Annotated in this window: 18 protein-coding genes, 1 tRNA gene and 1 riboswitch; of the genes, 8 read left to right on the forward strand and 11 right to left on the reverse strand. The window is 44.4% G+C overall.

From position 1 onward, the window contains the following. Positions 1-33: 33 nt before the first annotated feature. The 6 genes from MSG35_RS17515 to moaA all read right to left on the reverse strand — a co-directional run bounded on the left by MSG35_RS17515 (position 34) and on the right by moaA (position 5,096). Positions 34-1,665, reverse strand: coding sequence for an ABC transporter substrate-binding protein (locus MSG35_RS17515; RefSeq protein ID WP_248384639.1), 1,632 nt, complete (start codon positions 1,663-1,665; stop codon positions 34-36). A 650-nt stretch (positions 1,666-2,315) separates the two neighbouring features. After that, a complete protein-coding gene (gene moaE, locus MSG35_RS17520; RefSeq protein ID WP_248384640.1) occupies positions 2,316-2,771 on the reverse strand; it encodes a molybdopterin synthase catalytic subunit MoaE in 456 nt (151 codons plus the stop codon). Between the two features lie 2 nt (positions 2,772-2,773). After that, positions 2,774-3,019, reverse strand: coding sequence for a molybdopterin synthase sulfur carrier subunit (gene moaD / locus MSG35_RS17525; RefSeq protein WP_048617867.1), 246 nt, complete (start codon positions 3,017-3,019; stop codon positions 2,774-2,776). Further along, a complete protein-coding gene (gene moaC, locus MSG35_RS17530; RefSeq protein WP_004734026.1) occupies positions 3,016-3,495 on the reverse strand; it encodes a cyclic pyranopterin monophosphate synthase MoaC in 480 nt (159 codons plus the stop codon). Before moaC ends, moaD begins: the two co-directional genes overlap by 4 nt. Before the next feature lie 12 nt (positions 3,496-3,507). Then, the gene (gene moaB, locus MSG35_RS17535; RefSeq protein ID WP_017084034.1) at positions 3,508-4,020 is read right to left on the reverse strand and encodes a molybdenum cofactor biosynthesis protein B; all 513 of its coding nucleotides are present in this window, start codon (positions 4,018-4,020) and stop codon (positions 3,508-3,510) included. Between the two features lie 86 nt (positions 4,021-4,106). Next, positions 4,107-5,096: a GTP 3',8-cyclase MoaA gene (gene moaA, locus MSG35_RS17540; protein ID WP_009848642.1), complete on the reverse strand. Its 990-nt coding sequence runs from the start codon at positions 5,094-5,096 to the stop codon at positions 4,107-4,109. After that, positions 5,085-5,237, reverse strand: a riboswitch (molybdenum cofactor riboswitch). Its footprint overlaps the gene before it by 12 nt. A gap of 194 nt (positions 5,238-5,431) precedes the next feature. Here moaA and MSG35_RS17545 point away from each other — a divergent pair. Beyond that, complete coding sequence (locus tag MSG35_RS17545) at positions 5,432-6,319, forward strand: YvcK family protein (protein ID WP_048610542.1); 888 nt, start codon at positions 5,432-5,434, stop codon at positions 6,317-6,319. 74 nt (positions 6,320-6,393) lie between these two features. Here MSG35_RS17545 and luxU read toward each other — a convergent pair whose 3' ends face one another. The 3 genes from luxU to uvrB form a co-directional block, all read right to left on the reverse strand. Continuing rightward, positions 6,394-6,738, reverse strand: coding sequence for a quorum-sensing phosphorelay protein LuxU (gene luxU, locus MSG35_RS17550; protein WP_017066591.1), 345 nt, complete (start codon positions 6,736-6,738; stop codon positions 6,394-6,396). A gap of 24 nt (positions 6,739-6,762) precedes the next feature. Continuing rightward, on the reverse strand, positions 6,763-8,151 hold the full coding sequence (luxO, locus tag MSG35_RS17555; protein WP_004734031.1) for a quorum-sensing sigma-54 dependent transcriptional regulator LuxO: 1,389 nt from the start codon (positions 8,149-8,151) through the stop codon (positions 6,763-6,765). 301 nt (positions 8,152-8,452) lie between these two features. After that, positions 8,453-10,483 (reverse strand): excinuclease ABC subunit UvrB, encoded by a 2,031-nt coding sequence (gene uvrB, locus MSG35_RS17560; protein ID WP_050652938.1) that lies wholly within the window; start codon positions 10,481-10,483, stop codon positions 8,453-8,455. 509 nt (positions 10,484-10,992) lie between these two features. Here uvrB and MSG35_RS17565 point away from each other — a divergent pair. After that, a tRNA-Asn gene (locus tag MSG35_RS17565) sits at positions 10,993-11,068 on the forward strand. 289 nt (positions 11,069-11,357) lie between these two features. On the opposite strand, the gene melB is transcribed toward MSG35_RS17565, so the two are convergent. Both melB and MSG35_RS17575 read right to left on the reverse strand, forming a co-directional pair. Next, entirely contained in the window at positions 11,358-12,731 is a 1,374-nt protein-coding gene (gene melB / locus MSG35_RS17570; protein WP_248384641.1) for a melibiose:sodium transporter MelB, read from the reverse strand. Positions 12,732-13,206: 475 nt separating this feature from the next. Then, a complete protein-coding gene (locus MSG35_RS17575; RefSeq protein WP_248384642.1) occupies positions 13,207-15,324 on the reverse strand; it encodes an alpha-galactosidase in 2,118 nt (705 codons plus the stop codon). 849 nt (positions 15,325-16,173) lie between these two features. On the opposite strand from MSG35_RS17575, the gene MSG35_RS17580 reads away from it, so the two are divergent. The 6 genes from MSG35_RS17580 to rsxB all read left to right on the forward strand — a co-directional run bounded on the left by MSG35_RS17580 (position 16,174) and on the right by rsxB (position 24,426). Then, a complete protein-coding gene (locus MSG35_RS17580; RefSeq protein WP_248384643.1) occupies positions 16,174-17,418 on the forward strand; it encodes a carbohydrate porin in 1,245 nt (414 codons plus the stop codon). A 107-nt stretch (positions 17,419-17,525) separates the two neighbouring features. Further along, the gene (locus tag MSG35_RS17585; RefSeq protein WP_248384644.1) at positions 17,526-18,428 is read left to right on the forward strand and encodes a MalM family protein; all 903 of its coding nucleotides are present in this window, start codon (positions 17,526-17,528) and stop codon (positions 18,426-18,428) included. A 133-nt stretch (positions 18,429-18,561) separates the two neighbouring features. Beyond that, positions 18,562-21,663, forward strand: a complete 3,102-nt coding sequence (locus MSG35_RS17590) for a beta-galactosidase (RefSeq protein WP_248384645.1) — start codon at positions 18,562-18,564, stop codon at positions 21,661-21,663. Positions 21,664-21,977: 314 nt separating this feature from the next. Continuing rightward, positions 21,978-22,982, forward strand: coding sequence for a substrate-binding domain-containing protein (locus tag MSG35_RS17595; protein WP_048611573.1), 1,005 nt, complete (start codon positions 21,978-21,980; stop codon positions 22,980-22,982). Positions 22,983-23,251: 269 nt separating this feature from the next. Then, complete coding sequence (gene rsxA, locus MSG35_RS17600; RefSeq protein WP_004734039.1) at positions 23,252-23,830, forward strand: electron transport complex subunit RsxA; 579 nt, start codon at positions 23,252-23,254, stop codon at positions 23,828-23,830. A 2-nt stretch (positions 23,831-23,832) separates the two neighbouring features. Continuing rightward, positions 23,833-24,426: an electron transport complex subunit RsxB gene (gene rsxB / locus MSG35_RS17605; protein WP_048611571.1), complete on the forward strand. Its 594-nt coding sequence runs from the start codon at positions 23,833-23,835 to the stop codon at positions 24,424-24,426. Positions 24,427-24,432: the final 6 nt, after the last annotated feature.

A 24,432-nucleotide genomic window follows, 5' to 3' on the forward strand; every position in this document is an offset into this window, starting at 1 on the left:
ATAGTTATATTAACTTTTTAGAATCGAAGCTTATTATTGAGCTTTGATGTATAGGTCTTTCGAGAAGATCTTGTCTTCCGCGTTGTTGATTGGGAAACCACCAACATGCGGGTTAAGTAGACGTGATTTCACGTATTGGTAGATAGGAGCGATTGGCATGTCGTTTGCCATTAGCGCCTCAGCTTCTAGGTAAAGTGCTTTGCGCTCTTCTTCTGAAGTTGAGTTAAGTGCTTTATCGATGATTTTATCGTAAGCCGCGCTGTCGTAGTGAACACCACCGGTAGTGTTGTTACTCTTCATTAGCGTTAGGAACGAAGACGCTTCGTTGTAGTCACCACACCAACCAGCACGTGCTACTTCGAAGTCACCAGAATCTTTAGAAGATAGGTACGTTTTCCACTCTTGGTTCTCAAGTGTTACAGAAAGACCCAGTGTTTTCTTCCACATAGAACCTAGCGCTACAGCAATCTTCTTGTGGTTCTCTGAAGTGTTGTAAAGTAGGTTGAATTTAAGTGGGTTATCTTTACCGTAACCTGCTTCTTCAAGAAGACGTTCTGCTTCTGCGTTACGCTCTTTTTGAGACATCTTACCGTAAGCTGGTAGCTCAGGATCGAAGCCAGCTGTGATTTCAGGCGTTAGGAAGTACGCAGGTTTTTGACCTTGCGCTAGGATAGCACCTGTTACGATATCACGGTCGATTGCGTAAGAGATTGCTTGGCGAACACGAACATCATCAAATGGTGCTTTCTTCGTGTTGAAGATGTAGTAGTAAGTACATAGGTTACCCGCTACAGATACATCTTCCGCGTACTCTTTTTGAAGACGCTTGAAGTGCTCAGTTGGAAGTTCGTTTGTGAAATCGATTTCGCCAGATAGGAAGCGGTTCATTTCCGCTACTTGGTTTTCGATTGGTAGGAAGGTTACTTTATTTAGAACCGTCTTATCGTTGTTCCAGTATTGGTCGTTACGCTTTAGAACTAAACGCTCGTTAACAACCCATTTATCAACAGAGAATGCACCGTTACCAACGAAGTGCTCTGGCTTAGTCCATTGATCACCGAATTCTTCAACAGTAGCCTTGTGTACTGGCTTCATTGTTGTGTGGCCCATCATCATTACGAAGTATGGTACCGCTGTTTCTAATTCAACAACAAGCGTGTTTGCATCTACAGCTTTAACGCCTAGCTCACTCTTGTCTTTCTTACCCGCTACGATGTCCTTCGCATTCGCCATCTTGGTATATTCCATGTACCAAGCGTATGGAGAAGCCGTTGCAGGATCAACTGCACGTTGCCAGCTGTAAACGAAATCTTCAGCTGTTACAGGATCGCCGTTAGACCATTTTGCGTCTTTACGTAGGTGGAAAGTGAATGTTTTGTTGTCTGTCGTTTCCCAGCTTTCAGCAACACCAGGGATAGTATTACCTTCGCCGTCTTGGTTCACTAGACCTTCTAGAAGATCACGAATTACGTGAGATTCTGGTACACCTTGAGATTTGTGTGGGTCGATAGTCGCAACTTCAGTACCGTTACCGCGAACAAGTTCCTGAACTTTTGCTAGTTCTGTGCCTGCTGGAACTTCAGCAGCGATAGAAAGAGTAGAAGTGGCAGCCACTGCCAAACCAGCACCTAGAAGAAGGGCCTGAGTGATTTTATTCTTGTACATTTAATAAACTCCAAGTTTTTCGTATTGCATCCATGACTTCTTTGCCAGGTTCACTGAACGGCAGTGATTTAGATTTATTTAGCTCAAATTTTAAGCATAAAAATCTAAAACCTTACAAAGATTGAGGCACACACTATCAACCATTGAAGTAATTTGCCATAAACAAGTCGCAAAAAATCGGATAATTCTCCGAATTACTTAAGGTAATAGTGTAAATCTCTAATAAAAACCTAATGAATAGTGAGTTACACATAGGGATTAATTAAAAAACAGCCTTTAGTGTTGATGTATCTGTATTGATACTTTTTTTTAGCATCTTATGCTAGAACACAGACGGCAAATTAACATTAATGCCACATGAAATCTAATTGCACATCACATATCCCCTAAATAGACTCCACTATTTGTGAGGATTATCACTTTATACAAAACAGCATAAAGCACTGCACCAAAACAGATTTAGAAACGCACCAAGACAGACAAAATCACGCACCGAATTTATATGCAACTTGAATGATTAACCATTTATTAATACAGCGCTTATTTATAAATGACTTTGTAGCACGCACAAAAAAACCGACGTTCAACGTCGGCTTTTTACTGTCTCAATCAACAGAGCGAATTTTTGGAGCAACATCATATTGCGAGAATTATTTCTCCCAACGCTCCGCAGCTTTTGTATCTGAATCGCGAGAATCAACCCAGCGAGTTGTTTCAGTGGTACGTTCTTTTTTCCAAAACGGCGCTTTAGTTTTCAGAAAGTCCATAACAAACTCACATGCTTCGAAGGCAGCACCACGATGCGCACTGGATACACCAACGTAAACAATCTGGTCGCCGATATCTAGGTCACCAACACGATGGATAACTCGCATCTTCTGAATAGGCCAGCGTGCCTTAGCTTGATCACAGATCTCGCTCAGCGACTTCTCTGTCATACCCGGATAATGCTCTAGAGACAAACCAATCACGTTGTCGCCAAGATTCATGTCGCGAACTTTACCAACGAACGTCACAATCGCTCCGGCAGCTGTACCTTGAGCCAAGTAGTCGTATTCGTCGCCTACAGAGAAGTCCTCTGCTGTCACTAATACTCTTGGATCCATGCTTAGCCTCCGGTCACTGGTGGGAAGAAAGCGACTTCATCGCCGTCTTTCACTTCAGTCGTCAAAGGTACGATTGATTGGTTAAGCGCAGCCAGAAGCTTGCCCTCTTCCAATGCGATATCCCATTTGCCTTCCTGTTCTACAAGGTGGCTGCGAATCGCTTCAATTGTCTTGAACTGTGCATCAACTTCAAGGCTGTCCACACCAACAAGTTCACGAGTTTGAGCAAAGAAAAGTACAGTAATCATGATTCCACCTTGAAGTGTCCTGATTTACCACCCGTCTTCTCTAACAGGCGTACGTTCTCGATAACAATGTCTTTCTGAACAGCTTTACACATATCGTAAATCGTCAGCGCAGCAACAGAAGCAGCCGTTAGCGCTTCCATTTCTACGCCTGTCTTACCCGCAAGCTTACAAACAGATTCAATGCGGACCTTGTTTTCAGACTCGATCGCTTCAAGCTGCACTTCTACTTTCGTCAGTAGTAAAGGATGACACAGTGGAATCAAGTCCCAAGTTTTCTTCGCGGCTTGGATGCCCGCAATACGTGCCGTTGCGAAAACATCACCTTTATGGTGGCTACCAGAGACAATCAGCTCTAACGTTTCAGCAGACATCTGTACGAAAGCTTCCGCTCTCGCTTCACGTACCGTTTCCGCTTTAGCCGATACATCGACCATGTTTGCTTCGCCAGACGCGTTAATGTGTGTAAATTGGCTCATACTCAAACCGCCTTATACAGAAAGGTGTGGCATGAAGTTACAAGGGCGATGGCTAGCATCCATCTGTTGCTTGATGATCTTAGTCCAACCTGTGCGGCAAGCACCTGTAGAACCTGGCATCGCAAAGATTACTGTGTGGTTAGCAAAGCCCGCAATCGCACGAGATTGAATTGTCGATGTACCGATCTCTTCGTAAGATACTTGACGGAATAGCTCACCAAAGCCTTCTACTTCTTTGTCGAACAGTGGCTTAAGTGCTTCTGGCGTGCTGTCACGAGATGTGAAGCCCGTACCGCCAGTGATCATAATCGCTTGAACGCTTTCGTCAGCAATCCACTGAGATACGATCGCACGGATCTTGTACATGTCATCGATAACGATTTGCTTATCAACCACGTTGTGGCCTGCTTCTTTAGCATGCTCAGCTAGGTAACCACCTGACGTGTCATTTTCTTCTGTACGAGTATCTGAAACGGTTAGTACTGCGATATTTGCTGCTTGGAATTTGCTTTCTGCGTGACCCATTTGTTCACCTATATAAATTTTTCATTAGACTGATTCGCTCAGCCTAAAGAAGCTGAGCGATAAAATGCTTTAGAGTATATAGCGGGTTAACCGCCGATTGACGCCAAGTTTGGAGTCATGCCGCTGTTGCCATCGTGTAAGAAGTGGCTAACGGACTTGGTTTGAAGCTGAGCCTGAATTCGATCAATGAGCTCTTGCTCTTGTTGATCTTCTTGAATCAGATCTCTCAGTTCAACACCATGGTCGCCAAACAGACATAAGTGAAGTTTACCGGTCGCAGAAACGCGCAGTCGGTTACAACTCTCACAAAAGTCTTTCTCGTAAGGCATGATCAAACCGATTTCACCCTTGTAGTCTGGGTGGACAAACACTTGCGCCGGGCCATCGTTAACGGCTTTGACTTTTAACAGCCAACCATTAGCAATAAGCTGGTTGCGAATCGCAACGCCAGACACATGATGTTTATCGAACAACTCGTCCATCTCGCCGGTTTTCATCAGCTCGATAAAACGTAATTGAATAGGCTTGTCTTTGATCCAATTAAGGAAGGCTGGTAATTCCTGACTATTGAGGTCTTTCATTAATACGACGTTGACTTTGACTTGTTCAAAGCCAACCTCAAACGCTTTATCAATGCCTCGCATAACCTCAGTAAACTTATTCTCACCAGTGATCTGATGGAACATGCGCGAATCTAAACTATCCACGCTCACGTTTATATGAGTTAAACCAGCATCACGCCATTGCCCTACTTGTTTCTCCATGCGGTAGCCATTCGTTGTAGTGGCCACTTTTTCGATGCCTGGAGTAGAAGCAACGGTATGTATGATTTCAGGAAAGTCTTTACGCAGACTCGGCTCTCCGCCGGTAATGCGGATCTTTGAGGTACCACAATCTGCAAACGCTTTAACAACGCGTTTGATCTCGGGAACACTTAAAAAAGACGAGTTTTTTTGCCCTGATGGTTTATAACCATCTGGCAAGCAGTAAGTACATTTAAAGTTACAGACGTCTGTAACCGACAAGCGCAAGTAATAAAACTTGCGATGGAATCTATCTTCGAATTGTTGCGCCACGGAACACCTTTCCAAACACGGGAGGCATAATCATTTCCAATTAAGCCCTTGTGACAACATGTCACTGGCTCTTGATGCGTATCGGTACAGCAAATACCACTGTGCGACTTAGCATGCGAGAGCTCGGAGTTATGGCAACTGAGCGTTATATTCACACGCGCAGTAGCTGAGTAATAAAATACTTAATATTTGTACGTGAATCTAGCTCTGATGGTAAAAAACGGGTCACATCGGCAAAAAAAACGTATCAAACGCTCAAAATAACTCTTGTTGAGTATATAGCGAGAAGCATTTAACCTAAATTATAGTTGGTAATAACCTAACAAGAACAATAAATGAATATTTACTCTTCAAAGAAAGTCGTAGCAATCGGCGGTGGCCATGGCTTAGGTCGCATGTTAGCTGCATTAAAAGACTTTGGTAACAACGCAACTGGCATTGTTGCAACGACAGATAACGGCGGTTCCACCGGACGTATTCGAGATTGCCAAGGTGGCATCGCATGGGGAGATACACGTAACTGTATCAACCAATTAATTACAGAACCTTCAATCAGTTCGATGATGTTCGAATACCGCTTTCGCGGCCAAGGTGAGCTAGACGGTCATAACTTAGGTAACCTAATGCTGACGGCGTTAGACAACCTTTCCGTTCGCCCATTGGAAGCAATTAACCTGATTCGAAATATGCTCAAGGTCGATGTCAATATCGTCCCGATGACCGAGCATCCTTCAGACCTCATGGCTCTATCAATGGACGGCCGCTGGGTAACAGGCGAAACCAACGTTGATGACATGACAGAAAAACTGCGCATGATGGACTTATCTCCAGAAGTGCCTGCAACCAAAGAAGCCGTTGCTGCCGTTGAGCAAGCAGACTGTATTGTCCTTGGCCCTGGAAGCTTTTTAACCAGTGTGATGCCTCCTCTTCTCCTTCCAGAGATTGGGAAAGCAATCGCTGAAAATACCAAGGCAAAAGTTATCTTCGTTGAAAACCTTTCACCAGAGCACGGTCCCGCAGGGAAAATGACGCTTCAAGAGCAATTGGAGTGGTGTGAACGTACCTGTAAGGCAAGAAAGATAGACATTGTGTTGGGCAATGAACCACACCCTGAATTAGAAGGGCAATGGAATTGTGTGACCACAGATCTTGCATCAGCAAACCGAGATTGGCGACACGACCGTGTGAAGCTTCAACAAGCCATTGAAGCTCAGTTGGCTTAAGCCTTAAGTTAAAGCGACAGACAACAAAAAAGGAGCATCATGCTCCTTTTTTATCTCAGTAATAACTCGCCGTTTTAAAGATCCGTCATCAACTGCTGATATTCAGTGTACGTCGATAACAGGAGGTCTTGCATATCTTGAAAATCAACCTCTGTCACCGGTAACGCTTGCTTCACTTTTGCATCTAAGCTAATCGCGAAACTACACAAAGAATCCGCACCAAAGCTTGCTGCGCTGCTCTTAAGTGCATGACTGATATCCGCCAAGTACTTAGAGGTATCCGACTCTTTATTTATCTCTAGGTGTTCGTAGTAGCCTTTCAACTCACCTAAAAAGATTTCAAGTAAAACCGGGACATTCTCTTGCCCAATTTCGCCGGCAAGCTCATCAACTTTTTGCTGATTTAATACTTTCGTCATTATTATTTTCTTATTGTTTGGTGATTACTGCTTCGCATTCCACGTTTGCAACTTACGGTATATCGTCGATGGACTGACATCTAAGAAACCTGCCGCACGGGGGATGTTGCCATCACACGCTTTAATGGCTTGTTCGATAGCCGTTTTCTCAGTGATCCACAATGGGAAAATATCTTTTACCGTGATGTCTTCATTCTGCTTCTCTTTCAATCGCAGACTGTTTTCAATCGGTTGGTTCAACGGTGGCGGAAGCATGTTGAGAGTAATCTCTTTGCCGTTATTCAAGACCACCACGTTTCGCAACACGTTTTGTAGCTGACGAACGTTACCCGGCCACTCATATTGATTAAAGCGATCAAGTACTTCCTGAGCAAAACGTACAAACGCCTTCCCCTCCTCGACCGACATATAGCCTAGCAGAGAATACGCAATCTCGATGACATCTTCACCACGCTCGCGCAATGGCGGCAAGTGCAGTGGAATCACGTATAAACGATAGTATAAATCTTCTCTAAAGCGACCTTCTTGTACTTCTTTCCAAGGGTCACGGTTAGTCGCGCACACAAAACGAACGTCCACACTCTTCATCTTCGAAGAGCCGACTTTTTGGAAGGTACCGGTTTGGATAAAGCGCAGCAGCTTAGTCTGTAGCTCTAAGTCCATTTCGCACAATTCATCAAGGAACAGTGTTCCGCCATCAGCAAGCTCAGCAGCACCTTGACGATCGGTCGCAGCACCGGTAAAGGCACCTTTAACGTGACCAAACAATTCACTTTCAATCAGATCTTTAGGGATAGCGGCACAGTTAATCGCGATGAAAGGCTTATCGCCACGCTTACTCGCCGCATGAATGGCTTCTGCACATACCTCTTTACCGGTACCACTTTCACCAGTAATGAAAATGCTCGCCTTACTCGATGCAGCAGAATCAATCGTTCGGTAAACCTGCTGCATGGTTTGGCTACTGCCGATAAAGCCTTGGTAATTTTGGTTTCCCGGGTGTTCCGAGCTATTTTTAAGCTTGGTGGCTTTGCGGATCGCGTTGTTCACCGTAATACGGAGTCGGTCGGCTTCACACGGTTTGATAAGGAAATCTTGAGAACCATGACGCATCGCTTCTACAGCGGTATCGATAGAGCCATGAGCCGTCATGAAGATAACCGGAACTTCAGGGTACTTCTGTTTTACAGCAAATAGCACGTCCATACCCGTCATATCAGGCAGACGTAGATCTAATAAAATAAGGTCTGGGATTCGATGATTCAAACTCTCGATTGCATCGCGGCCAGTGCCGACAATGTTGATATCAATTTCGAGCGGTGTAAGATACGAGCGATATAAAGCTGCTACCGAAGCGGTATCCTCTACCATCAACAAATACTTCGATTTGTTATCTAGTGTTTTTGATTGCATATCCTAGCCATTTATAATTTGCATTTCTTATTATAGTCGCATTCCGCTTTGCATTATGCAAATTAGCCACAATATTTGTAGTGTGTTTTTTTACTTACTTCAAACAATCAATGTTTTATCTATCTGGCACGAACGATGCAACAGTATAACTGACCTTCGGGTCACCTAGCCAACTGACGTTGTTAGTGGACCGAGTGTTCACAAACGTAAGCCAGTAGAACATTTACTACTGGCTGTTTTTTTGTCTGAAACACTCTCAATTCTTGTGTTGAGGGGAATACTTCTCGAGTGAAAAGTGAGATTAGCTGTTGGTAATAAACTGCTTTCTTAACTGCTCAATTTCATCACGCTTCTGTGCGGCCAATTCAAATTCCAGATTCTGAGCATGCTGATACATCGCAGCTTCTAACTTGCTGATCTCTTTATCAAGCTGTTGCGGCGTAAGTACTGCATAACTTTCAGAAGGCTCTGCCACCTTAGATAGTGGAACTTGCTTAGATTGGCGCTGCTGCTTCGACTTGGTTAGATCACCCAGTTCCATAATGTCTTTAATATTACGCTTCAACGCTTGTGGAGTGATGCCTTGCTCTTCGTTGTAAGCCTGCTGTTTCTCACGACGACGATCGGTTTCATCAATCGCTTTTCTCATCGACTTAGTAATCGAATCACCATAAAGGATCGCTCGACCTTCCAAGTTACGCGCAGCACGACCAATGGTTTGGATCAGAGAACGCTCAGAACGCAAGAAGCCCTCTTTGTCTGCATCAAGAATCGCCACCAGCGACACTTCAGGCATATCCAAACCTTCACGGAGTAAGTTAATACCCACTAACACGTCGAACTCGCCCAAACGTAGGTCTCGGATGATCTCTACACGCTCAACGGTATCGATATCCGAGTGCAAGTAACGCACTTTAACACCGTGCTCACTTAGGTATTCGGTTAAGTCTTCTGCCATTCTCTTGGTCAACGTGGTAACCAACACGCGCTCTTCTTTCGCTGAACGGATTCTTATTTCAGACAGCAAGTCATCCACCTGCGTCGCGACAGGTCTTACTTCGATGATTGGGTCTAACAGACCAGTAGGACGTACCACTTGATCAGCAATCTCGCCATCTGATTTTTCAATCTCGTAATTACCTGGTGTTGCCGACACAAAAATCGTTTGTGGGGCTATAGACTCAAATTCTTCAAACTTCATTGGACGGTTATCCAATGCAGAAGGCAGTCTAAAACCAAACTCGACCAAGGTTTCTTTACGAGAACGGTCACCTTTATACATCGCACCAATTTGCGGCACAGTCACGTGTGACTCATCGATGATCAGCAAACCATCATCAGGCAGGTAGTCAAATAACGTTGGCGGCGCTTCCCCTTCCGCTCGGCCGCTCAAGTATCGTGAATAGTTTTCGATACCGGAACAGAAGCCAAGCTCAGTCATCATCTCAATATCAAACTGAGTTCTTTGAGAGATACGCTGCTCTTCCAAAAGCTTATTGTTGTCTTTTAAGTATTGAGCACGATCGCGCAGTTCGTCCTTGATGTTCTCAATCGCCTCAAGGATTTTTTCTCTTGGCGTTACATAGTGAGTTTTTGGATAAACCGTAAAGCGCGGCAAGTCTCTTTGTTTCACCGCACCAGTCAGAGGATCAAAAATACTAATGCAGTCCACTTCGTCATCGAACATCTCAATTCGAACCGCATCTTGGTCAGATTCAGCCGGAAAGATATCAATCACCTCACCACGAACACGGAACTGACCACGTTCAAAGGCGACATCGTTTCTTGAATATTGCAGCTCAGCCAAACGGCGCAAAATATCACGCTGATCCATCACCTCGCCACGACTCAAATGAAGCATCATCTTCAAATAAGACTTAGGATCACCCAGACCGTAGATAGCCGACACAGAAGCTACAATGATGGCATCTTTTCGTTCTAATAAGGCTTTGGTTGCCGAAAGCCTCATTTGTTCGATATGAGCGTTCACAGACGCATCTTTCTCGATGAACGTGTCGGTGGTTGGAACGTAGGCTTCAGGTTGGTAGTAATCGTAGTAAGAAACGAAATACTCAACGGCATTGTTTGGAAAGAAAGATTTCATCTCACCGTAAAGTTGAGCCGCCAGTGTCTTGTTAGGCGCTAACAGAATCGCTGGTCTTTGAGATTGGGAAATGACGTTGGCAAGTGTAAAGGTTTTACCTGAGCCCGTTACCCCTAGTAGAGTTTGATGTGCCAAACCAGAATCTAATCCGTCTAGTAATTTGGTTATCGCTGTCGGCTGATCACCGGACGGGCTGTAGTCCGATACCAAGTCAAAGAGTTTACTCATAGGTCGCCATTTCCATACTGTTTTTTTAATCAGGTCATTGTCACTCTAGGAGGAGTGTCGTTGCAACAATTATCTAGAGAAATGCATCTTAAGATCAGAGATCAGTTATAGCTTTTATTTTTAGAACTTGGTATTATCCGTGCCCCTGCAAAGTTTCCCCAGCTAAATTACTCGAATTTTAATCCACTACTTTTCCCCAAAAAACCTAAAAATACCGCTTGTTTTACTGTTCGTTTTATAATCTACAAAAGTTATACAATTGCGACATTTTGCTATAAATCTTTTAAATACATTACGTTAGATAAGATTTTTATATTTTTCGATTTATCCCGATTATTGTTGTTAAAGTTTCACACACACACTTATCCACAATTTTGGTGGATAACTAAAGCAAAGCTAAATCCTATAAGGCGTTCAAGAAAGTAAAGTTTTTTATCTTACTTTTTTCTGATATTTTTTATTGACAGAAATCCGGACAATTATTAGAATTCGCGTCGCTAACAAGCAATTCCCCTTTAGTTCAGTTGGTAGAACGGCGGACTGTTAATCCGTATGTCGCAAGTTCAAGTCTTGCAAGGGGAGCCAAATTCAGAAAAAAGCTCAATCGAAAGATTGGGCTTTTTTCGTATATAACTGCGACTAACTTGTTCCAAGTTAATGTCACAAACCTAGCCGCCCGCGTTCAAGTCTCGACAAGGGGGCCAAATTTAAAGAAGCCGCATCACTCGATGCGGCTTTTTGCGTTTTAGTCGAAACAAAAGCTCTACAGGCACAGCTTTGATTAGCTAACATCCATAAAAAACGCCTCACAAGGAGGCGTTTGGGCTTAGTGACTAAACTGAGCGTTATTCTAGATGAGACGTCGTTTTAGCGGTTATGCTTCTGCTGTAACAACATGAGTCTGAGTCTCTTTACCGGCTTGGTCTTGATCAAATCCTTCATGCAGGTGGTAGTAGCGCTTATAAACAAGAGCACTTACCGTCATTAGAATCGCTGGTAAACCTACCATCATAAACTGCAGTCCCATGATAGTGTTGTCAGACTGTTCCACGTTTGGTACATAACCCACCACAGACAAGCCCATACCTACAATAAAACCACCAGCCGCGCCTGCAAACTTAACAAGCATCGTTTGAACAGAGAAGATAACACTCTCACTGCGACGACCTGTTTTGTGTTCACCGTAATCAACAACATCGGCAAGCATTACAGTTTGCAGTGCGTTAGCGATACCCACACCAAACTTGATAGCAGCACCTGCGATACCGATTAGAATCGCGTTACCTGGAGCGATAAAGCCCATGATAAGTAGAGTGATACAAGACAGCACTGGGAAGCCACAAGCGATAACCCATAGGTGCTTGCGTGGTAACACTGATGCAATACGAGGGAACAAGAATACGCCTGCAACTTCAGCGATACCTGCCACCATCATATAAACGGGGAACAAGTCAGCGTTGCCTAATGCGTAAGAGAAGTAGTAAATCGCAAAACCACCCACCAGCAAGTTTGCTATTTGGAACGACAATACGGTACCAATAAGTGCTTTTAGTTGGTCATTCTTACCAATGATAACCATTACATCTTTAAAGCTGAAACGCTCAGCTGGTTTAGCATTAGCTGGTGCAGATTTTTCTTTTACGTTGCGAGCAATCAAGAATGCACTCATCACGAACAGAACAGCAATCAACATAGCAACGTTGAAGAAACCTTGTCCTTGGTCGCCATCACCCAGTTTACCGACAATGTGTAGCCCGTAAGTACCCGTAATAAACCACGCCAAGCTAGCAAACAATCGTGGCCAAACAACCAGCTTTTCACGTTCTTGACGAGAGCTCGATAGTGCAGGAATCAAAGACCAGTATGGGATGTCCATAATAGTGTAGGTAAGGCCCCACAGAATATAAGCAGCCGCTGCATAAATGTATAACGTAGTGCCTTCAAACATATGCGTACTAAAAAGGCCAACAAGCACTACAGCATTTAACAGAGTTCCAATCACTATCCAAGGACGGAATTTACCAAACTTAGAGCGTGTGTTATCAACGATAACGCCCATCATTGGATCGGTCACCGCATCGACAATGCGCGCGGCCAAAAAGATAGTACCCACGAACGCCGCTGACAGCCCAGCAACATCAGTGAAGTAAAACATTAAAAAGATGTAGATTGGAGCACAGGCAAAGTCTTTACCTAAAGCCCCAAGTCCATACGATAATTTGGTTTGTAGAGTAATTTGATCAGACATAGTATTTCCTTCAGGCGCGTAACTTCATCTCCTAACAGACGTTGAAACGCTTACCTTTTATTTATAATAATTTATCCACTCAAGTTCTGTTTTAGAGCCACTCTGTGGTCGCTTCTTAAAACACTCAAGTATCAAGTCCGACGCTAATGTAACCATTCCAACGCACAGATACTGTGATCAACAACCACTCAATGGAAACGTTTTCAGTCAAATATCTAAAGTGAGAGATCGAACAATAAAACCCTCGAATTGATAGAGAATATCGCTAATTAAAGTGCTCAAAACAGTTCGTAGTGTGAAGTAACGCATGAGAACGATTACATAAGTGCAGTATCACGCTGGGAATACCTACAGTTCTCCAATCTCTAAGGGCACATCAAATTGATTAGACAGCTCATGACGGCTTATTAAAGGCAATAAAAAACCGCGTAATTTCACCTACGCGGTTCGTTAAATATAAGGTCTATGTTAAAACTTACTCGATACGTTCAAACTTAATCAGCATCGCTGTTTCTGCGTCAAGTATTGGCATCGTCAGCCCCACCTCGGCACACCAAGCACCTGATAATTCACAGCCAGACTCTGTCCATGGCGGTTGATAATTCACAATATCATCGTAGTTTGACGGTTTATCAATCACAGAAACCTTGTATAGGCTTTGTGGATCTAACCCAGGTATACGCAAATGACCACTCAACGAATTGGTTGGCATCGCCAGCTGTGCAATCATCACCACCGCTTCTGACACATCTTCGGAAACGACCGCATGGATTTGATGGGCACTATCGTCCGTTGGAACTCGCCAAGTTCTCCCGCTATGCAGTAACGGACGCAGCATCTTGTGTAGCTTAATATAGTGTTCAAAGCCCTGCTTCTCTTCTTGAACTTCTTTCACAGGGTCTAATTCAATTCCCATATGACCAAACAGTGCTGTTAGGCCACGAAACTCAATACTATGACGACGACGAGTGCTGTGGCAGTGGCTCGCGCCAATATGACTTCCCATTACCTCAGGAGGGAAGAAGTAACTCATCCCGCGCTGAATCGTTTGTCTTTCTAAGGCATCGTTATTATCTGAAGCCCAAAAACGTTGCGTACGCTTAAGAACCTCAAAATCGATACGACCACCACCAGCCGCACACGATTCAATATCAACCATAGGGTGCTTCTCTCGGACTTTATCGACCAACTCATAATAACGAGCGGTTTGTTGATGAGCCGCAGCCCTGCCTAAATGCGCTGGTTGTACAACTTCTCGGTTCATATCCCACTTAATGTAAGCAATGTTGTACTGACTTAAGAAGTGATCAAGGCGCTCAAACAGAAAGTCGAATGCTTGTTGATTCTGAAGATCGATAACATATTGATTGCGACCCGTTGGTTGGTCATAACCGTCAACCGCAAGCAACCAGTCTGGATGGGCTCGGTATAAGTCAGAATCCTTGTTGATCATCTCAGGTTCGAACCACAATCCAAACTCCATACCCAACTGATTAACGTGCTCAACTATCGGATCTAAACCATTTGAGTATTTTTCTTCATCTAAGAACCAATCCCCTAGCGCAGCCTTGTCTCCGCAACGCCCTTTGAACCAGCCATCGTCAATGATAAAACGCTCTACTCCCATATCCGCGGCTTGGCTAGCCATCGACATTATATAATCAGGATCATGGTCAAAATAGATGCCTTCCCATGTATTAAGATGGATAGGTCGAGGCTTTTGTACGAAAGACTCCGGCAAGATCGAACCACGCACATGGGAGTGGAACTGGTGGCTCATTCCATTTAGTCCTTCCGAACTGAAACTGGCATATAACCAAGGTGTGGTTAAGCTTTCACCTTCATCCAATGCAATCTCGCCCGGTAGATAGATAACTTCCGCTTGCACGTAGCGACGACCGTCTGCTTTTACATCCGCGCGCAATCTATGGTTACCACTCCAAGCGAAGTGAATCCCCCACACATCACCTGCCATTTCATTAAAGTTAGCCGTACCGACAACCATCGCTGGATAATGTTCGTGAGACGTTCGTCCGCGACGATTTTCTTGTTGATAGCCCCCTTGCTGTAAGGGTTGACGCACCGTTTGGAACTCATGTACCCAGCGGCCGTAGTACGTCATCAACTCATTAGCTCTTGCTGGTAATGGTAAAGTATTGGCGAGACGGTTCACCTGATAAAGGCCGGCTTTAACGTTGGTTAAGGTATGACGAGATTTCACAACATCATGTTTATCAAGGCATAACTCGGTTGTTAAACGTAAGCCTGCACGCGCATCTTCACTCTCAATGATTAGGCTAGATGGTGTTTGCTGAATATCCGTAATTGAGAAAACAGGCGCCCAGTCCAACCCATCTCGGTGTCCTTCTAATGCCGGACTGCTGAATACACCGCGTCCGAGCTCTGGGCTCAGCGACATAGCAACATCATTGTCAAGGCGACCGTAAGGAACTGGTCTTTGAAGAGAAACACGAAAGTTCGCTATATTGCCACGAACTGGAACTCCCCAGTGCAGAATTTCGGCGAAATCACCAAGTTCAACGATCAGTTGCGAGTCTTTACCCGTAATTTCTACTAGGGATTTATTCGTCATTTTATTTAACCTTAACGCGTTTAATTACCCCGTATCATAATTATTGAGCTGAGAGTTTCTGTGATCAAACCCAAAATCATGAAAACGTTTCCATTAAATATTTTGAGATTAATAGATTCAAACAATACCTCCTAATTCAAAGATTTATGCCAACCACCACCTCAGTACATATGCTCCTAATCCTCAAAAATAGGGATATTCCACATTAAATAAAGCGCTATAACGTTAAAACAAACAGGAGCTTAACAACAATTAAGCCCTTAAAATTCATTACGTTATGGTGGATCTGTCATTTGAAAATTGGCTCACACACATTTCCTCTTGAACTCACCACACCACACTCGTATTCTTAACCTTTAGAGTACAACTATGAAGTGTCTCCCTGGGTCCTAACTTTTACATTCCAGCTTGACGGTATAGAACGCAATGCCTGTAGCCTAGCTTCGACATTGAATTTGATACTTGCTTCCTTGTCTCACATGCCCAGTTATCATTGACTGGGCTGCTTTTCCCCTCAAAAATAACCCTAATCCCTTGCTACCTCTAGCCTTACATCACTATTACCTATGTTCGAACACAATGAGCAACTTCAACTCTAGCGCACGATCAATCCCCTCAACACCTCTGAAATAGAAAACGATTCCATTTAAAACCCACAGAAACCTCTATAAAACTGCCACTACAAGCTCAATAATCAGATCAAAATCACACAAAATAATCACAAACCCATCAATAGCGTAAAAATGCCAACCTCATCATGAAAACGTTTCCATAGTTTATTTACACTCTCGCTCGAGTTAGGACTCAAACATAAAAATATCCATAAATAAAAAATAATGGAGACACTTCATGAAACAAAAAATGCTAGTTAAAGCATTAGGAATCACTCTGGCCCTCACCCCATTAATCAGCTTCGCTGCAGTGGAAAACGTAACGTATTTTGGTTATGCGAAATGGGGCAACATCTACACCGATAATGACCAACATAACGATGGCAAAGGAGAACGAAACGACGTTATTCGAGCTGGTCAAGGTTACGGTAACTACCGTTTAGGTAATGAACTGAATTGGTGGGAAGCGGGTGTGAAAGCCGATGTATGGCGTGACAATGACGCTTATTTTGATACTACGATTTATCTAGGCAGCGGTGATAGCTGGGGAGACGTAAGTACGATTCAGCTTTGGTCAGCAGGCCATGGCCTTATCGATGGACAACCTAACGCGAAAGTATGGGCCGGAGAACGTTTCTACCGACGCCATGAAGTCCACATGATTGATGTTAAGTACTGGGATACATCCAGTACGGGTTTAGGTATTGAAGATTGGGATCTAGGGTTTGCGGATGCACATTTGGCCTGGATGGCGCCAAACTCGTCAAGTGACGATGGGCGTAGTCTTCACAATATTGATGCTCGCTTAAGCGGTATTGAATTGAGTGACACAGCGGATCTTACTCTTGGTTTGAACTACGTGACCACGCAAAACTCGAGCTACGACGATAAAGACATTACGACTTCTGGCGCAATGCTCTCTGCTCTTTACCGTCAAGCTTGGAACTACGGCTCAAACACCTTGGCCTTCCAATACGGTACTGATGCCTTAGCTGGCGGGTTAATGAGTGCCGAAGGTGGTTCAGACAAAAAGTACAGCACTGGCGTCGAACATGATGGCTACAGCTGGCGTCTATTTAACCACGGTGACTTAAATATCAGTGAAGATGTTCAAGTCATGTACTCCATCGCTTATCAAGATAACAACCTAGATAACAACGATGGTGAGAAATGGTTCAGTGTCGGTGCACGTCCTCAATATGCTTGGACCGATTATATGTCGACAGCACTTGAAGTCGGTTACGAAACGGTAGAAGCGCAAAACGGCTCAGGCACCAATGATATGTACAAGGTGACTGTTGCTCAAATGTTCCAAGCTGGCAAAGGCGTGTGGGCTCGCCCATCTATCCGCATCTTTGCAACTTACTCTGAATCCAACAACGAATGGGATCGTGGTAACGAGGTTTATGGAACGGCAACAAGCATCAACGCCGAGACTGTTGACGAGATTACCTTTGGTTTCAACGTAGAAACTTGGTGGTAAACCACAAAACCCGAGCATCTGTTCAATCAACGAATTGACGCTCAACACTGGAATAGCAATTTAACGGGGAAAGGCGATGTTTTCCCCTTTACTAAGGTAGCAATCAGATGAAATTAAAATCATTGGTGATCATTGTCGCGGCACTCACCGTTAGCGCATGCAGCGGAATACCTGAAAAGGAACTTAAGACTGATTTCAATGACAGTGCATGCTGTTCTCAGCTAAGTGCGCTGCCAATGACGCAATTGTCTGTTCCATTCCACCAACAAGTGATTATGGACGGTCATTTACCGACCCTTTCCTCTTCATTGTTAAATGACAATACACAAGCGGATAGCCAACGCTTTCCGACCATCGCGTACCAAATCAGTGACACGACAGAATCGCTGTCCTTACTCATTCGTTCATACATTAAAAATGATGCGCTTTTCGCGCCGTCTATTTATGTCTTTGACAAACAATGGCGACTGCTTGGTCAATACAACACTAACGACTTCACTTACTACCCGACAGCGATGCAAGGGTTGGAAAGAATTGAAGCATCAATTGCACTCGAACCTCAACGAGACAACGCGCAATTTATTGTGGTCAGCGCCGATAGCACTAAGTTAGATAGCGCCATCAATCGAATTCATCCTGAAGATCTGTATTCAGAATCTCAGCAGATTATTGGCAATAAGCAACTTCCGTTGACTGCCACGTTCAGCAGAGTAGGTGTCATTGATGTTACGGCGAGCAAATCAACAAACAGTGCGGTTTTGACCCTATTGGCTGAGCTTGGTGTTTCATCCAACAATGAGCCCGAAACCTTGGGTTCAAAGCGAGTTTCTCAACCATCAACTCAGACAGTTGAAACCAATCAAAAGGCGCAATGGTTGAATATCCAAAAGGACATTTACGAAGCCCTAAACAACAACGACATCAAACAAGCCGCATTTATTGCTAATCAAGCGGCCGAACAGGGCATGCCCGAAGCAAAAGATTATTTATTAAAACAGCTCGCTGAATAGCTGAATAAGCCAACAGAACAATACGCAGAACAATACGCAAAACCAACGATTTGATAACGGTCATCACGGCTTAAAAAACCGATGACTTAATAGAATTATTACCCATATTGAACACTTTAAGAGTAGGAATACCATGAAGGCATTTTCAAACATCATCCAAAGACGCGATTGGGAAAACCCACAGTCTGTGAATATCCACTGCCTTAATGCGCACAGCCCATTATCAAGCTACCGCAACCTTAAGCACGCTCGAGACGGCATTGAGTCACAACGTAAATCTCTTAATGGACAATGGAAGTTCAAATACTTTGATGCACCTGAACAAGTTGACGGTGAATTTATCGAAACAAGTTTCAATGACTCACAATGGGACGAGATTACCGTACCATCGAACTGGCAAATGCAAGGCTACGATAAACCTATCTACGCCAACGTAAAATACCCATTTGAAGTTAACCCACCGTTTGTTCCGGCAGAAAACCCAACCGGTTGTTACCGTACTCAAATTACGTTGACTAAAAATGACCTAAAGAACACCCAACGTATTATCTTTGATGGCGTCAATTCCGCTTTTCATCTTTGGTGTAATGGCAATTGGGTTGGTTATAGCCAAGATAGCCGCTTACCTGCCGAGTTCGACTTAACTCAGTATCTAACTGTTGGCGATAATACGCTGTCTGTTATGGTGATACGTTGGTGTGATGGTAGTTATTTAGAAGACCAAGATATGTGGTGGCTAAGCGGTATTTTCCGTGATGTGACCTTGCTAGCTAAACCAAAACAGTGCATTGAAGATGTGTTCGTTACACCTAATTTAGACGCATGCTATCGCGATGGTTCACTGTCTATTGTCACCAAAATTACGGCACCAGACACTTACCAAGTTCAGGTTCAACTGTTTGACGGTGAAAACGCAGTAACTGAGCCGCATATCGATCGCCCGCATAATCGACGAATTGACGAGCGTGGCACCTACGATGATGTGGTATTCCAAACTCTTCATGTTCGAGATCCGAAAAAGTGGAGCGCAGAAGTTCCTAACCTTTACCGAATTGTCGTGTCATTGCTTGATAGGCAAGGTAACCACATAGAAAGTGAAGCTTATCAAGTTGGCTTCCGTAAAGTAGAAATGACAGACGGTCAGCTAAAGCTAAACGGCAAACCGCTATTGATTCGCGGCGTCAACCGTCATGAGCATCACCCAGAGTTGGGGCATGTGATGACAGAAGAAGACATGATCCGCGATATCTGTCTAATGAAGCAGTACAACTTCAATGCTGTGCGCACCGCGCACTACCCTAACCACCCACGATGGTACGAGCTGTGTGACGAATACGGTTTATACGTGTGTGATGAAGCGAACATCGAGACCCATGGCATGCAGCCTATGAATCGCTTGTCTGCGGATCCGCAATGGGCACACGCTTATATGAGTCGCTATACGCAAATGGTCATGCGTGATAAGAACCACCCTTCTATCATCATCTGGTCTTTGGGCAACGAGTCAGGGCACGGCAGCAGCCACAATGCGATGTATGCTTGGTCGAAACAGTACGACCCTTCTCGCCCGGTACAGTATGAAGGCGGTGGTTCAAATACCACAGCGACCGATATCATTGCGCCAATGTACGCACGCGTTAACAGCACTATCGAAGACGATGCCGTTCCAAAATGGTCTATCAAGAAATGGGTTTCTCTGCCTAACGAGCAACGCCCGCTTATTCTTTGTGAATACGCACACGCAATGGGTAACAGTTTAGGTAGCTTTAATGATTACTGGAATGCATTCCGAGAATACCCTCGCCTACAAGGCGGTTTCATTTGGGATTGGGTTGACCAAGGATTAAGTCAGTGGGATGAAAACGGTGAACACTTCTGGGCCTACGGTGGAGACTTTGGCGACATCATCAACGACCGTCAGTTCTGTATCAACGGTTTGATATTCCCAGATCGCAGCGTACACCCGACCTTGGAAGAGGCGAAATACTGCCAGAGAATGATCACTGTGACGTTAGCAGAGCAAACTGAAGATCAATGCCGCCTAACGGTAACCAATGAGAACCTGTTCCGAGCGACTGACAATGAAATCTTACGCTGGCAATTGCTCGAAAATGGCATCGTGATTCAATCGGGGCAACAAGTATTATCCGTTGCTGAAGATAGTAAACAAGAGCTGGTCATTGACCTTGCTTTCACGCCAAAAGCGCAAGTCGAATATCATCTCAATACCGATATTACCCTGACTCATTCAACCAAGTGGGCAGAAGAAGGCCATGTGTGTGCAATGGAGCAGTTTGCTTTACGTAACCATGCTGGCTTGCCATTCCCTAGCACGGCAAATGCTTTGGCTCCTCAGTTACATCAGCAAGACAATAAAGTCATCGTGTCTAGCCTAGATGAAACACATCAATGGCAATGGGATACAGAGAGTGGATTGTTGACCCACTGGATCGTTGATGGACAACCGCAAGTTATCAAGGCACCTGTCGATAACTTCTATCGCGCACCACTTGATAACGATATTGGTATCAGTGAGATAGACAACATCGATCCAAATGCATGGGCTTGTCGCTGGGAACTTGCAGGCATTGGTCAATGGGAACGCCAGTGTACAAGTTGTGCCGTGCAAGCACTCGCAGACTCAGTACAAGTGACGTCAGTATTCGCCTACCAATTTAATGGCCAAATCCAAGCAATTACAAAATGGCAATACACCTTAAATAACCTAGGCGAAATGATTATCGCGGTTGATGTCAACTTAGCCGATCACTTACCACCGATGCCGCGCATTGGCCTTGAAATGGAGCTGCCTTTACCACTCGAAACAGCCAATGAAACTCCGGTTTCGTGGCAGGGATTAGGTCCTTTTGAAAACTATCCAGACCGTTTGGCTGCTGCACGATTCGGTTTACACAAACAGACATTGGATCAGATGCATACGCCGTATATATTCCCAACTGATAGCGGCTTACGTTGTGGAACCAAAAACTTGAATGTTGGAAATATCGGGATCGAAGGCGATTTTTCATTCAGTGTGAGTCAGTACAGCCAGCAACAATTAACGGATGCTAAGCATACCAATGACCTGACTCGTGAAGAGAAAATCTATGTACGCGTTGATCACCAACATATGGGCGTTGGTGGTGATGATTCTTGGAGTCCAAGTGTTCACCAAGAGTTTCAACTCACCGACAATCAATATCGTTATCAGGTTACGCTAACAAGCGCATCGTAAGTAGATTCGGACCAAGTGGTTTACTCTAAAGCCACTTGGTTCCCTATTACTTTAGGTTACCAGTGATTACCTTACTTCACGCGACAACAGCTCACACGACAGCAGTTCAAACGACAACAGTCCACACGCCAATGTGACTCAAAAGCCAAGCTCAAATCTAGAGCTTGGCTTTTTATTTTCAAACTAATCAGCCAACTAAAAATAAACCATCAAACCTCGTCATATTTGATGTTTAGTATTTGAATTGGCTAACTATCCGTTGTTAAATGTCCAACCACCAGCACACAGCATTATATTCAGAATAAGAGAGCGGAATGGCTACCATTAAAGATGTTGCGAAGGAAGCAGGCGTATCAATCGCGACCACCTCTCGAGTAATCAACAATGCACCTCACACCAGTGAAACCGCAATTGCGGCGGTAAAAGCCGCTATGGAAAAACTCGGCTATCGCCCAAATGCCAACGCTCGTGCATTGGTCAGCAAATCTTCAAACGCGATTGGTGTACTGGTTAATGATGTTTCTGCCCCGTTCTTCGGTTCGATGATCAAAGCCATTGATACCGTGGCAAGTGAGCAAGAAAAGCAGTTACTGATTGGCAGTGGCTACCATGACGCCACCAAAGAGCGTAATGCGATTAACCTGCTGATCAACAGCCGCTGCGAATCACTTGTGGTTCATAGCAAAGGCATTAGCGACGAAGAGTTGGTCAAGCTAGCCAATGAAGTACCCGGCATGGTGCTGATCAATCGCATTGTTCCCGATATCGAAAACCGCTGTATTGCTCTCGACAACCGCCGCGGCTCTTACATCGCGACCGAGTATTTGATTAAAAACGGCCACAAACACATTGGCTACATCTGCTCGAGTCACGATATTGAAGATGCTCACGACCGCTTAGGTGGCTATTTGGATGCATTGAAAGATCACGGTATTGAATCGAACGATGAGTACATCGAATATGGTGAACCTGACGAGCTAGGCGGTGAGCAAGCCATGGTTAACTTAATGGCAAAAAACACAGATATCACTGCCATTGCCACGTACAACGACTACATGGCCGCAGGCTGTTTGGCGTTATTACAAGAAAATGGCGTTCGTATTCCAGAAGATATGTCAGTTATTGGTTTTGATGACGGCCACATTGCTCGCTTTATTTACCCTAGATTGACCACCATTCGCTACCCAATTCAAGTCATGGCTAATCAAGCGGTTAAGCTCTCTCTGCAACTCGCAAGTGACGAGCCAAAAGAGCACCCGGAACATAAGCTATTTATGCCAATTTTGGTGCGCAGAGCCTCTGTTCGAAACATTAATTGAGAAAGCTCAGGGTAATAAAAACTAAGTCATTTCGTTCCTCGACACTTTTTACAACAAAGAAAATAGGATTGATTCGATGAGTTATCATTGAGTTGATCTTATTTTTCATTCCCCGCAAATACCCACCTATACTTAACCTGATCCATCTTAATCAAACGGTTACCCGTTGATTTTTTCACCAAGTGTCTAAATCCCTAGTGATCCTTGGTTGTTATTAGGTGAGCAAAGCAGGATAATATCGGGATCGGAATCTCAAGAATTAATCCATTATGACCGAATACCTTTTGTTGTTGGTTGGCACAGTGCTGGTCAATAACTTTGTGCTAGTGAAGTTTTTAGGACTATGTCCATTTATGGGAGTCTCCAAGAAACTGGAGACTGCGATTGGCATGGGCCTCGCGACGACTTTCGTTCTAACGTTAGCGTCGGTCTCTGCATACCTAGTAGAAACCTACATCCTTACCCCTCTGGGTATTGAATACCTGCGTACCATGAGTTTCATCTTGGTTATCGCGGTGGTTGTTCAATTTACGGAAATGGTGGTTCACAAAACCAGCCCGACTCTTTATCGCCTGCTGGGTATCTTCCTACCTCTTATCACCACCAACTGTGCGGTATTAGGTGTGGCACTTCTGAACATCAATGAAAACCACAACTTCATTCAGTCGATCATCTATGGTTTCGGCGCAGCGGTTGGTTTCTCTCTTGTATTGATCCTATTTGCTGCGATGCGTGAACGTATTGCGGTTGCTGATGTTCCAATGCCATTTAAAGGCGCATCGATTGCGATGATCACAGCTGGCCTAATGTCTCTGGCATTTATGGGCTTTACTGGGTTGGTGAAATAAGCATGAGTACCATTTTAATTGCGATCATTGCGCTAGCCGTTTTAGCCGCTGTTTTTGGCGCTATTTTGGGTTTTGCTTCTATCCGTTTTAAAGTTGAAGCTGATCCTATCGTCGATCAAATCGACACTATTTTACCGCAAACTCAATGTGGCCAGTGTGGCTACCCTGGTTGTCGCCCATACGCAGAGGCGATCGCTAACGGAGACAAGATCAACAAGTGTCCTCCGGGCGGCCAAGCAACCATTGAGAAGCTAGCAGATTTAATGGGCGTAGAAGTTGAAGACTCCGCTCATGACTTAGATAACAAAGTAAAAACCGTTGCCTTCATTCACGAAGATATGTGTATCGGCTGTACCAAGTGTATTCAAGCCTGCCCTGTTGACGCCATTGTTGGTGGCACCAAGGCACTGCACACAGTAATTAAAGATGAATGTACAGGTTGTGATCTATGTGTCGCACCGTGCCCTACTGACTGTATTGAAATGATTCCAGTGGCAACAACGACTGAAAATTGGAAATGGCAGATGAACATCATTCCTGTTACTGATATCACTAACCAAGCGACTGATGCGGCTGCGTCAGAGCCTAAAGCATAGGGTTAG

Source organism: Vibrio sp. 1CM23M (assembly GCF_023161755.1).
Lineage (GTDB): Bacteria > Pseudomonadota > Gammaproteobacteria > Enterobacterales > Vibrionaceae > Vibrio > Vibrio coralliirubri.